Origin of the sequence: Variovorax rhizosphaerae, from assembly GCF_037889975.1 — a bacterium.
Classification (GTDB): domain Bacteria; phylum Pseudomonadota; class Gammaproteobacteria; order Burkholderiales; family Burkholderiaceae_C; genus Variovorax; species Variovorax rhizosphaerae.
Map to the genome: position 1 here is coordinate 374,445 of NZ_JBBKZT010000007.1, position 11,308 is coordinate 385,752.

General features: G+C 66.0%; 11 protein-coding genes. All 11 read left to right on the top strand.

Features of this window, described 5'->3' with window-relative positions; all coding sequences use genetic code 11:
• Positions 1–1,833, top strand: a complete 1,833-nt coding sequence (locus WKW82_RS17280) for an acyl-CoA dehydrogenase (RefSeq protein ID WP_340343543.1) — start codon at positions 1–3, stop codon at positions 1,831–1,833.
• Positions 1,833–2,036, top strand: coding sequence for a hypothetical protein (locus tag WKW82_RS17285; RefSeq protein WP_340343544.1), 204 nt, complete (start codon positions 1,833–1,835; stop codon positions 2,034–2,036). The genes WKW82_RS17280 and WKW82_RS17285 overlap by 1 nt, the downstream gene beginning before the upstream one ends.
• Complete coding sequence (locus WKW82_RS17290) at positions 2,033–2,314, top strand: Dabb family protein (protein WP_340343545.1); 282 nt, start codon at positions 2,033–2,035, stop codon at positions 2,312–2,314. The genes WKW82_RS17285 and WKW82_RS17290 overlap by 4 nt, the downstream gene beginning before the upstream one ends.
• Positions 2,315–2,474: 160 nt before the next feature.
• Positions 2,475–3,272 carry an SDR family oxidoreductase gene (locus WKW82_RS17295; RefSeq protein WP_340343546.1) on the top strand — a complete coding sequence of 266 codons (798 nt, stop codon included), beginning with the start codon at positions 2,475–2,477 and terminating at the stop codon, positions 3,270–3,272.
• Positions 3,273–3,276: 4 nt separating this feature from the next.
• Positions 3,277–3,711 carry a PaaI family thioesterase gene (locus WKW82_RS17300; RefSeq protein WP_340343547.1) on the top strand — a complete coding sequence of 145 codons (435 nt, stop codon included), beginning with the start codon at positions 3,277–3,279 and terminating at the stop codon, positions 3,709–3,711.
• Positions 3,712–3,734: 23 nt separating this feature from the next.
• Positions 3,735–4,751 carry an NADP-dependent oxidoreductase gene (locus tag WKW82_RS17305; protein ID WP_340343548.1) on the top strand — a complete coding sequence of 339 codons (1,017 nt, stop codon included), beginning with the start codon at positions 3,735–3,737 and terminating at the stop codon, positions 4,749–4,751.
• 78 nt (positions 4,752–4,829) lie between these two features.
• Positions 4,830–5,768 carry a glutathione S-transferase family protein gene (locus WKW82_RS17310; protein ID WP_340343549.1) on the top strand — a complete coding sequence of 313 codons (939 nt, stop codon included), beginning with the start codon at positions 4,830–4,832 and terminating at the stop codon, positions 5,766–5,768.
• A 99-nt stretch (positions 5,769–5,867) separates the two neighbouring features.
• Positions 5,868–7,610, top strand: coding sequence for an FAD-binding oxidoreductase (locus tag WKW82_RS17315; RefSeq protein ID WP_340343550.1), 1,743 nt, complete (start codon positions 5,868–5,870; stop codon positions 7,608–7,610).
• Between the two features lie 56 nt (positions 7,611–7,666).
• Positions 7,667–9,484: an FAD-binding oxidoreductase gene (locus WKW82_RS17320; protein ID WP_340343551.1), complete on the top strand. Its 1,818-nt coding sequence runs from the start codon at positions 7,667–7,669 to the stop codon at positions 9,482–9,484.
• A gap of 219 nt (positions 9,485–9,703) precedes the next feature.
• Positions 9,704–10,609: an SDR family oxidoreductase gene (locus tag WKW82_RS17325; RefSeq protein ID WP_340343552.1), complete on the top strand. Its 906-nt coding sequence runs from the start codon at positions 9,704–9,706 to the stop codon at positions 10,607–10,609.
• A gap of 97 nt (positions 10,610–10,706) precedes the next feature.
• Positions 10,707–11,270 carry a methylated-DNA--[protein]-cysteine S-methyltransferase gene (locus tag WKW82_RS17330; protein ID WP_340343553.1) on the top strand — a complete coding sequence of 188 codons (564 nt, stop codon included), beginning with the start codon at positions 10,707–10,709 and terminating at the stop codon, positions 11,268–11,270.
• Positions 11,271–11,308 lie beyond the last annotated feature (38 nt).

Here is an 11,308-nt window from a genome sequence, read left to right on the forward strand (position 1 = left end):
ATGAGCCTTCGTTCCACCCTCGACTTCCTCCTGTACGACTGGCTGCAAGCCGAGTCGCTCAACCAGCGCGAGCGCTTTGCCGACCATTCGCGCGAGACCTTCGACGCGGTGCTTGACACCTGCGAGCGCATTGCGCGTGAGAAGTACGCGCCGCACAACCGGACGGTCGACACGCAGGAGCCGCATTTCGACGGCGAGAAAGTGATCCTGCCGCAGGCCACGCACGATGCGCACAAGGCCTTTGTCGAGTCGGGGATGATGAGCGCGGCGCAGGACTACGAGATCGGCGGCATGCAGTTGCCGTTCACGCTGCAGGCTGCGGCCAACAGCTTCTTCGCGATGGCCTCGGTGAGCATCGGCTCGAACATGCTGACCAGCGGCAATGCCAACTTGCTGATGGTGCATGGCACCGAGATGCAGAAGGACGTGTTCGCGAAGAACGAGTTCTCGGGGCGCTGGGCGGGGACGATGTGCCTGTCGGAGCCGCAGGCCGGCTCTTCCTTGAGCGACGTGGCGACGCGGGCGGTGCCGGATGGCGATGACTTCCAGGACGATCCGCTCGGCCCGCGCTACCGTCTCACGGGCAACAAGATGTGGATCTCCTCGGGCGACCACGAGCTGACCGAGAACATCGTGCACATCGTGCTCGCCAAGATTCCGGACGAGAACGGCAAGCTGGTTCCCGGCACGCGCGGCATCTCGCTGTTTATCGTGCCGAAGCGCATGGTGGACACCGAGGGCAATCTCACCGGCGAGCGCAACGACGTGGCGCTCGCGGGCCTCAACCACAAGCTCGGATGGCGCGGCACCACCAACACGCTTCTGAACTTCGGCGAGGGCAAGTACCCGGTCGGCGGCAAGGCCGGCGCGGTGGGCTACCTGGTCGGCTCGCCCGGCAAGGGCTTGCACTGCATGTTCCACATGATGAACGAGGCCCGCATCAGCGTGGGCACCGCTGCGGTGATGCTCGGCATGGCGGGCTACTACGCCTCGCTGGAATACGCGAAGACGCGTCCCCAGGGCCGTCCCGCGGGCCCGGCCGGCAAGGACTCGGCCAAGCCGCAGGTTCGCATCATCGAGCACGCTGACGTGCGCCGCATGCTGCTCGCTCAGAAGTCGTATTGCGAAGGCTCGCTGGCCCTGTCGCTGTACTGTGCGCGGCTGGTCGACGAGCAGAAGACCGGTACGCCGCAAGCTGGCGACGATGCGCGCCTGCTGCTGGAAGTGTTGACGCCCATCGCCAAGAGCTGGCCCAGCGAGTGGTGCCTGGAGGCGAACTCGCTGGCCATCCAGATCCACGGCGGCTACGGCTACACGCGCGATTTCCCGGTGGAGCAGTACTGGCGCGACAACCGCTTGAACATGATCCACGAGGGCACACACGGCATCCAGGCGGCCGACTTGCTGGGCCGCAAGGTGCTGATGGAAGCCGGTCGCGGCATGAAGCTGCTCGCCGCGCGCATGGCCGAGACGATGGTGCGTGCGGCCAAGGTGCCCGAGCTGGCCGCACATGCGAAGGCGCTCGGCGAGGCACTGCAGCGCATCGGCACGGCCACGCAGGCGGCCTGGTCGACGGGTGATCCGCGCTCGGCGCTGACCAATGCCGTGCCCTACATGCAGGCCTTCGGGCACACGGTGCTGGCCTGGATCTGGCTCGACGTGGCGGCCCGTGCGCTGGAGCTCGATGCGGCCAAGGCCTCCGCCGTGACGACCGGAAAGACCAGCGCCGCGGCCTACTTCTTCAACTACGAGTTGCCCAAGATCGGCGCCTGGCTCAACGTCGTCGAAAGCCGGGACCCGACTTGCACCGACATGCCGGAAGAGGCATTCTGATGGCCGCCAATCCGCATGCCCGCATCGAGAACTGGATCTGGATCCTGATCTATGGCGGGCTGTTCCTGCTGATTCTCGGCATCGCCACCGCCCGCATCGACGCCTTCACCGGCTGGATGATGGCCGTCCCCGGCGCGGTGGCCGCGGTGGTCGGCGTGGTGCTGATCTATGTTCGTTCCCGACTGAAAGACGACAAGCCATGATCAAACACATCGTGATGTGGAAGCTGCTGGATGCAGCGCAAGCGCCGCGCTTCAAGGCGGAACTCGACAGCTGCAAGGGGCTGGTGCCCGGCATGCGGGAGTTCGAAGTGGGCATCCGTACCGAGGGCATGGAAGCCAATCATGACGTCGTGTTGAACTCGAGCTTCGACGACGCTGCTGCGCTGCAGGCCTACGTCGTGCATCCGCATCACAAGAAGGTGTCGGCCTTCCTTGGCACTTTGCGTGAATCGCGCGCGGTCCTCGACTACAGCACTTGACGCACCCCCAGGCTGCGTGACGCCTCGCGTCACTGCGCCAACCCCCTCGCCGGGGGCAACACCAGCGGTCCGGCAAGGCCGGTTCCGCGATGTCCTGCGAACAGATCGCGCTCGCTTCCGCACACAACTCTTTTTGCTGACTCGTTACCTGGAGACACCCATGACCCCCCGCACCGTCCAGAAACTTTTCGACCTCACGGGCAAGACCGCCCTCATCACCGGCGGCTCGCGCGGCCTGGGCTTGCAGATGGCGCATGCGCTCGGTGAAGCCGGCGCGAAGATCATGCTGAGCTCGCGCAAGGCCGAGGATCTGGAGCAGGCCGCCGCCGAGTTGCAAGCTGCCGGCATCGACGCGCGCTGGATCGCCGCCGATTGCTCAAAGGAAGAAGACACCCGCCGCCTGGCCGACGAGACGCTGGAGCGCATGGGCGCCATCGACATCCTCGTGAACAATGCCGGCGCCAGCTGGGGCGCCCCGGCCGAAGACCATCCGGTCGCAGCATGGGACAAGGTGATGAACCTCAACGTGCGCGGCTACTTCATCCTGGCGCAGCAGGTGGCCAACAAGTACATGATCCCGAAGAAGTCGGGCCGCATCATCAACATCGCGTCGATCGCCGGCCTCAACGGCAACCCGCCCGAGATGACCACGCTGGCCTACAACACCTCGAAGACGGCGGTGATCGGCTTCACGCACACGCTGGCCGCCGAATGGGGCAAGTACGGCATCAACGTCAACGCGATCTGCCCGGGCTTCTTCATGACCAAGATGGCGACGGGCCTGATCCAGTCGATCGGCGAGGAAAAGATGGCCAATGCCGCGCCGCTGCGCCGCCTCGGCGACGAGGAAGACCTGAAGGGCCTGACGCTGCTGTACGCGAGCGATGCCGGCAAGCACATCACCGGCCAATGGGTTGCGGTGGATGGCGGCGTGAGCGTCGTCCTCGGCGCGGCCTGACGCCATGAGCCTCTCTTTCGGCGTCACGATCCCGTTCGTCGATCACCTCGGCTTCACGCTCGAGCGCTTCGAGAATGGCGAGTCGGAGCTGCACTACACCACGCAGCCTGATCACACCAACAGCTTTGCCGTCGCGCATGGCGGCGTCACCATGACCCTGCTCGACGTGGCCATGGCCACGGCCGCGCGCAGCGTGCAGAACGACATGGGCATCGTCACCATCGAGATGAAGACCACCTTCATGCAGGCCTCGCGCGGGTCGCTGATCGCCAAGGGCCGGCTGATGCACCGCACGGCCACCATGGCTTTCACCGAGGCCACGGTCTACGACGAGAAGGGCCGCGCCTGTTCGCATGCCACGGGAACCTTCAAGTACGTGAAGCGCCTGCCGGTCAGCGGCAGCGAAGTGAACGCGCTGCAACCCGTTTCCACCGATTAGTTTTTCCTCACAGAGACACGCATATGCCAGTCAACAAGCAGATCCACCTCGACAACCGCCCCGAAGGCGAAGCCACGCTCGGCAACTTCAAGCTCGTCACGGGCGAGACGCCGGCGCTGGCCGACAACCAGGTGCTGGTGCGCCACCACTTCCTGAGCCTGGACCCGTACATGCGCGGCCGCATGAACGACTCCAAGAGCTACGCCGCGAGCCAGCCAGTCGGCCACGTGTTCCAGGGCGGGACGGTGGGCGAGGTGGTCGAGAGCAAGCATCCCAAGTACAAGGCCGGCGACAAGGTCGTGGGCTTCGGCGGCTGGCAGGAATACAGCGTGGTCGATGCCTCGCAACCGGGCTCGCTGAAGAAGGTCGACACCACGCACGTGCCGTTGTCGCACTACCTCGGCGCGGTCGGCATGCCGGGCGTGACGGCCTGGTACGGCCTGGTGAAGATCATCGCGCCGAAGGAAGGCGACACGGTCGTCATCACCGCCGCCAGCGGCGCGGTCGGCAGTGCCTTCGGTGCGCTGGCCAAGGCGCGCGGCTGCCGCGTGGTCGGCATCGCCGGCGGCCCGGACAAGTGCAAGTACGTGACCGATGAGCTTGGCTTCGACGCCTGCATCGACTACCGCCAGCATCCGGACGTCAAGAGCATGAGCGCGGCGCTGAAGGAAGCTTGCCCCAAGGGCATCGACGGCTACTTCGAGAACGTCGGCGGCTACATCTTCGACGCCGTGCTGCTGCGCTGCAACGCCTTTGCGCGCATCGCGCTGTGCGGGATGATCGCCGGCTATGACGGCGCGCCCCTGCCACTGGCCAACCCGTCGCTGATCCTGATCAACCGGCTGAAGATCGAAGGTTTCATTGTCAGCGAGCACATGGAAGTGTGGCCCGAGGCGCTGGCGGAGCTGGGTGCGCTGGTGGGTTCCGGCAAGCTGCGTCCACGCGAGACGATCGCGCAGGGCATCGAAGCGGCGCCGGAGGCTTTCCTGGGCCTGCTGAAGGGCAGGAACTTCGGCAAGCAGCTCGTCAAGCTGATCTAAGGATTGCCCCTTGCTGCGCGCACTGCGTTGCGCGCCGATACTGCTCTACGTTCGAAGGAAAGTTCGAAGGAAAACAAGATGGCCGACCTGATCCTGCACCACTACACCACCTCGCCGTTCTCGGAAAAGGTGCGGCTCATCCTCGGCGCGAAGAAGCTGCCGTGGAAGTCGGTCTTCATCCCGCCGATCATGCCGAAGCCGGATGTGGAGGTGCTGACGGGCGGCTACCGCAAGACGCCGTTCCTGCAGATCGGCGCGGACATGTACTGCGACACGGCGCTGATCGCCGACGTTCTGGAGCACCTGCAGCCCGAGCCGACGCTGTATCCGGAACCTGAGAAGGGCCTGTCTCGCATCCTTGCGCAGTGGGCCGACACCACGCTGTTCTGGGCTGCGATGGCCTGGGCGCTGCAGCCCAAGGGCGCGGCCGAGGTGTTCGCCAAGGCGCCGCCCGAGGCCGCCAAGGCCTTCGGCGAGGACCGCGGCAAGATGAGCGCCGGCAACATGACGCGCCTGCGCCCGGCCGATGCCACGAGCGCCTACAAGTCCTACCTGCGCCGGCTCTCGGACATGTTCGACGACAAGCCCTTCCTGTTGGGCGAGGCGCCTTGCATCGCCGACTTCGCCGCCTACCACCCGCTCTGGTACACGCGGCGCATCGATTCGGTGCGCGGCATCCTCGACCTGACGCCGGGCGTGGTCGACTGGATGGACCGCATGTACGCCATCGGCCATGGTGCGCCGGAGAAGTGCACCTCCGAAGAGGCGATCGCCGCGGCCAAGGCGGCAACGCCGCACACGCTGCTGACTGACAGCACCTTCCAGGACGACCACGGCATTCCGCTGGGCAGCGATGTCACGGTGCGTGCGGAGAGCTTCGGCCTGGAGGAGACGGCCGGCAAGCTGGTCGCGGCCACGCGCACGCACTACACGCTGGAGCGCAGCAACGATCGCGTTGGCACGGTGCACGTGCACTTCCCGCGTATCGGGTACGTGCTGCGCAAGTCGGAAGGCTGACGCGCACACGCTTTCGCCGCAGAATCGGGCGCCATGAAGCTCGATCGGACAGGGAGGCGACGCGTTCTGCAGTTGGCGGGCGCGTCATTGGTTGCGCCGATGAGCGCGTGGGCCGCGGATCGCCAGCGTTCGCGTGTCCGTCCAGGCGATCCAGGCTGGCCGTCCGATGTCAGTTGGCAGCAACTCAACCAGCAGGTTGGCGGCGCGCTGATCAAGGTCGAGTCCCCAATTGCAGCCTGTGTCGAAGCGCCCACGAGCGCGGCTTGCGCCCAGCTCTTCAAGTCACTCAGGAATCCGTATTTCATTGGTGATGACGTCGCGTTGACACAGCATCTCGGTTGGGTCGATGCATGGACCTCGAAACCCAGCGCGTATGCCGTCGCGGCGCGCAACGCCAGCGACGTGGCTGCGGCAGTCCACTTCGCGCGGCGGAACAACTTGCGGCTGGTCGTGAAGGGGGGCGGCCACAGCTACCAGGGCACGTCGAACGCGGCCGATTCGCTGCTGGTGTGGACGCGAAGGATGAACGAGATCCGGCTGCACGATGGGTTCGTCGCAGCGGGTTGCGGTGGGCATGTCGCGCCGCAGCGGGCGGTGTCCGTCGGAGCAGGCGCGGTCTGGGCGCAGGTGTATGACGCGGTCACCACGCAACGCGGCGCCTATGTGCAAGGAGGAGGGTGCACCACGGTGGGTGTGGCCGGCCTCGTCCAGAGTGGCGGCTTCGGGAGCTTCTCCAAGGCCTTCGGGACGGCTGCTGCGAACCTCCTGGAAGCAGAGGTCGTCACCGCCGATGGCCAGGTGCGCGTCGCCAACGCCTGCACGAATCCGGAACTGTTCTGGGGGCTGAAGGGTGGTGGCGGCGGGAGCCTTGGTGTGATCACCCGCCTGACCCTTCGAGTTCACGAATTGCCGGAGAAATTCGGCGCGGTGGACATGTCGATCAAGGCCGCTTCTCCGGAAGCCTTCCGGCGTCTGATCGGGCTGTTCATCGACTTCTATGGCAAGCGTCTGATGAACCCGCATTGGGGCGAACAGGTTCGTTTGCAGACCAACAACATCATGCGTGTCTCGATGCTGTGCCAGGGCCTCGATCGCGGGGCGGCTCAGCACGCATGGCAACCATTTCTGGAGGCGGTGTCGGCTGCACCGGGGGACTTCCGCTTCGAATCGTCGCCGGTGATCGTGTCAATGACGGCCAGGGACTATTGGGTACCGACGACGCTGAAGAGGGCGCTCGGACTGGTCAAGGTGGACGACCGCCCGGGTGCGCCGATCTCCAACATGTACTGGCCCGGCGACCAACTGACTGTTGGCGAGTTCGTCCATGGATTCGATTCGGCCTGGCTGCCGGCGGCGCTGCTTCGCGACGATCAACGCGAGGCGCTGAGCGACGCGCTGTTCGCGAGTTCGCGGCAGTGGTGGATTTCTTTGTATTTCAACAAGGGACTGGCGGGCGGGTCCGCCGAAGCCATCGATGCCGCAAAAGACACTGCAACGAGTCCCGCGGTGCTCGATGCCTTTGCGCTGGCCATCATCGGTGCCGAGGAGCAACCGGCCTATCCGGGCATCGCGGGCCATGAACCCGATCTGGCACGCGGGCGTCGGGCCGCACAAGGCATCGCGCGAGCCGTCGCGGAGCTGCGCAAGGTGGCACCCAACGGCGGCGCGTACGTCGCGGAGAGCAACTATTTCGAGCCCGATTGGCAGCGTGCGTACTGGGGCACGAACTATCCGAGGCTGCAAGCCGCGAAGACGCAATTCGACCCGGAGGGACTGTTCTTCGTGCACAACGGCGTGGGCAGCGAAGACTGGAGTGCCGACGGATTCAGCCGCAAGGCTTGAGGAGTGAACGTCTGCAAGGCTGACGCGCGAGGGCGATTCCCTCAGAATCCGAAGCCATGAAACTCGATTCGACCGACAGGCGGCGGGTACTGCAAGCTGTTGCAGGTGGTGTGTTGGCCGCGCCGCTGAGCCTCCCCCTCATCACATGGGCCGCTGCCTCGCCACGCGCACGCGTGCGGCCCGGCGAGCCGGGCTGGCCATCGAACGACGCGTGGCGGCAACTTGGCCAGCAAGTCGGCGGGTCGCTCATCAAGGTGCAGTCGCCGCTGGAAGCGTGCGTGGCTGCGCCAGCGAGTGCGGCCTGCACGCAGTTGCTGAAGGCCATCAAGAACCCGTTCTTCACCGGCGACGACGTCGCGCTGACGCAGACCTTGGGATGGGTCGATGCGTGGACCTCGAAGCCCAGCGTGTATGCGGTTGCCGCGCGCAGCACAGCCGACGTGGTGGCGGCCGTCAACTTCGCGCGGCAGAACAAGCTGCGGCTGGTGGTGAAGGGCGGTGGTCACAGCTACCAGGGCACGTCGAATTCCGCCGATTCGCTGATGGTGTGGACGCGCCGGATGAACGCGATCCAGATGCACGACGGCTTCGTTCCCGCCGGCTGCAATGTCACGCCGTTGCGGGCTGTGAGTGTGGGCGCCGGTGCGGTCTGGGCGCATGCCTACGACGCGGTCACGACACAGGCCGGCGGCTATGTGCAAGGTGGAGGGTGCACGACCGTCGGTGTGGCGGGGCTGGTGCAGAGCGGCGGCTTCGGCAGCTTTTCCAAGCGCTATGGCACCGCGGCCGGCAGCCTGCTGGAAGCCGAGGTCGTCACTGCCGATGGCGCTGTGCGCGTTGCCAATGCCTGCACGAATCCGGAACTGTTCTGGGGGCTGAAAGGTGGCGGTGGCGGCAGCCTAGGTGTCGTGACGCGGGTGACCTTGCGCGTGCATGAACTGCCCGAGGATTTCGGCGCGGTGAATATGTCGATCAAGGCAACGTCGCCACAGGCTTATCGGCGGTTGATCGGCCTCGTGGTCGAGCACTACGCCAGCAGGCTGATGAACCCGAACTGGGGCGAACAGATCCGCGTCAGGCCCGACAACAGCCTGCGTGTGTCGATGGTGTTCCAGGGTTTGAACCGGGGGCAGGCGCAGATGGCCTGGCAGCCCTTCATCGACGCGGTGGCGAGTGCGCCGGGGGACTTCTGGTTCGAGTCGGCGCCCTTCATCGCATCGCTGTCGGCGCGCGAGTTCTGGTCGGCGACGACGTTCAAGCGGATGGCGGGCGTGATGGCGGTCGACGACCGGCCCGGTGCGCCGAAGACCAATGTGTTCTGGCCCGGAGACCAGGGGCAGGCTGGCCAGTTCCTGCATGGCTATGACTCGGCGTGGTTGCCTGCGGCATTGCTGCGCGACGACCGACGCGAGGCCTTGTGCGATGCGCTGTTCGCGGCCTCACGGCACACGGGCCTCGGTCTGCACACCAACAAGGGACTGGCGGGAGCGCCGGCCGAGGCGATCGCGGCGGCGCGGGACACGGCCACGAACCCCCTGATGCTCGACGCCTTTGCGCTGGCGATCATGGGCGCGGAAGAGCAGCCGGCCTATCCCGGCGTCGCGGGACATGAGCCGGACGTCGCGCGAGGCCGCTTGCGGGCGCAGGCCATCGCGCGCGCGGTGGCCGAACTGCGCAAGGTCGCGCCTGCCGGCGGCGCCTATGTCTCGGAGAGCAACTACTTTGAGCCGGACTTCCAGCGGCAGTACTGGGGTACGAACCATCCGCGACTGCACGCCGTCAAGGCCCGATACGACCCCGATGGCCTGTTCTTCGTCCATAACGGCGTGGGCAGCGAGGGCTGGAGTACCGATGGCTTCACGCGCCTGGTTTGAGACGACCTCGCATTCAAATGCATGACTGCGTTGGAACGTCTTGCCGTGATGAAGGACTGTCTGCGGCGCTCCGCCTCGTTCTGCGCTTGGATGCAAAGCCGCAAGAGGGCAAGCGCCAGCGCTATCTCGTCGCCTGAACGACAGCGGCAGCGCCCGCAACGCGGTCCAATAGCCGGGCGGATTCATTCTTCGAAACAGAGACTCAACAGGACGGCACTCATGATTCAGGACTTCAAGGGCAAGACGGCAGTACTCACTGGCGCGGGATCGGGCTTCGGGCTCGAATGTGCCCGCATCGGCGCGGCGCGGGGCATGAACCTGGTGCTTGTCGACGTGCAGCAGGATGCGCTCGACAAGGCCCAGGCCGAGATGGAAGCTGCCGGCGCGCAGGTGCTGGCGCGCAAGGTCGACGTGTCGAACGCGGCGCAGATGGAACAGCTGGCCGCCGACGTCAAGGCGCGATTCGGCGCACCGCATTTCGTCTTCAACAACGCCGGCGTCGGCGCGGGTGGCCTGGTGTGGGAGAACACGGTGGCCGACTGGGAATGGGTGCTCGGCGTGGACCTCTGGGGCGTGGTGCACGGCGTGCGCCTGTTCGTGCCGATGATGCTGGAAGCCGCCGCGAAGGACCCGGACTATCGCGGCCACATCACCAACACCGCCAGCATGGCCGGCCTGCTGACGCCCCCCAACATGGGCATCTACAACGCGGCCAAGGCGGCCGTCGTGAGCCTGACCGAGACGATGTACCAGGACCTGACGCTGGTCACCGACCAGATCGGGGCCAGCCTGCTGTGCCCCTATTTCGTACCGACGGGTATCACGAAAAGCGAGCGCAACCGTCCCAACGCACCGACGCAAGCCGAACTCACCAAGAGCCAGCTGATCGGCCAGGCCATGAGCGACAAGGCGGTCAGCAGCGGCAAGGTGACGGCGACCGAGGTGGCGAACAAGGTGTTCGACGCCATCAGCGCCAACCAGTTCTATGTGTTCAGCCATCCGCGCGCGCTCGGCAATGTAAAGAGCCGCATGGAGAACATCGTGTCGATCACCAACCCGGCCGACCCCTTCCTGGAGCGTCCGGAGATCGGCATCGCGCTGCGCGCACAACTTCGTACGCCGTAATCCGCGGTCGGCGCGTTTGCAAGGCTGGGGATTGGCGACAATCACCGCTTTACCCAGCGATCCCGCCCCGCCGGATCGACAGGAGCTGATTCATGGGATGCCCTTGGAAGCGCTGAAGACCCGGTGCCGCGGTTGCGCGCTGTTCGATACCGCCATCGGGCCGTGCTGCATTGCGTGGAACGCGCAAGCCATCGTCGCGGTGCAACTGCCGGAAGCGAATCCGGCCAGCACCCGGGCCCGGCTGGTGCGTTGCACCGGCCCCCTGGAGGATGGCGAACCACCACCCTTCGCGCAAGCGGCGATCGAGGGCGTCCAGTCCCTGATGCAAGGCGGCTCGCGCGATCTGCGCGAAGTGCCGCTCGACATGACCGGCGTGCCGGATTTTCACCAGCGGGTCTACGCCATTGCTCGTCGCATCGGCCCGGGCCGCACGCGCACCTATGGCGAGGTGGCTCAGGAGCTGGGCGACAAGGCGCTGGCGCGGGCCGTCGGCCAGGCGCTGGGGCGCAATCCTTTCGCACCCATCGTGCCGTGCCATCGCGTGCTCGCGGCCAATGGCAGGCCGGGCGGGTTTTCCGGCGGCAGCGGGGTGCTGACCAAGCTGCGCATGCTGGCCATCGAAGGCACCTCGCCGAGCGGGACACTGGCGCTGTTCGACTGATGTCTTGCGCGTCGCGCCGCGCCACCAGGAGTTCCGGG

What these genes read in the sequence shown, in the direction of transcription:
- WKW82_RS17320 (WP_340343551.1), top strand. Translation starts at nt 7,667, where the DNA reads ATGAAACTCGATTCGACCGACAGGCGGCGGGTACTGCAAGCTGTTGCA.
- WKW82_RS17310 (WP_340343549.1), top strand. Translation starts at nt 4,830, where the DNA reads ATGGCCGACCTGATCCTGCACCACTACACCACCTCGCCGTTCTCGGAA.
- WKW82_RS17295 (WP_340343546.1), top strand. Translation starts at nt 2,475, where the DNA reads ATGACCCCCCGCACCGTCCAGAAACTTTTCGACCTCACGGGCAAGACC.
- WKW82_RS17325 (WP_340343552.1), top strand. Translation starts at nt 9,704, where the DNA reads ATGATTCAGGACTTCAAGGGCAAGACGGCAGTACTCACTGGCGCGGGA.
- WKW82_RS17300 (WP_340343547.1), top strand. Translation starts at nt 3,277, where the DNA reads ATGAGCCTCTCTTTCGGCGTCACGATCCCGTTCGTCGATCACCTCGGC.
- WKW82_RS17315 (WP_340343550.1), top strand. Translation starts at nt 5,868, where the DNA reads ATGAGCGCGTGGGCCGCGGATCGCCAGCGTTCGCGTGTCCGTCCAGGC.
- WKW82_RS17280 (WP_340343543.1), top strand. Translation starts at nt 1, where the DNA reads ATGAGCCTTCGTTCCACCCTCGACTTCCTCCTGTACGACTGGCTGCAA.
- WKW82_RS17285 (WP_340343544.1), top strand. Translation starts at nt 1,833, where the DNA reads ATGGCCGCCAATCCGCATGCCCGCATCGAGAACTGGATCTGGATCCTG.
- WKW82_RS17330 (WP_340343553.1), top strand. Translation starts at nt 10,707, where the DNA reads ATGCCCTTGGAAGCGCTGAAGACCCGGTGCCGCGGTTGCGCGCTGTTC.
- WKW82_RS17290 (WP_340343545.1), top strand. Translation starts at nt 2,033, where the DNA reads ATGATCAAACACATCGTGATGTGGAAGCTGCTGGATGCAGCGCAAGCG.
- WKW82_RS17305 (WP_340343548.1), top strand. Translation starts at nt 3,735, where the DNA reads ATGCCAGTCAACAAGCAGATCCACCTCGACAACCGCCCCGAAGGCGAA.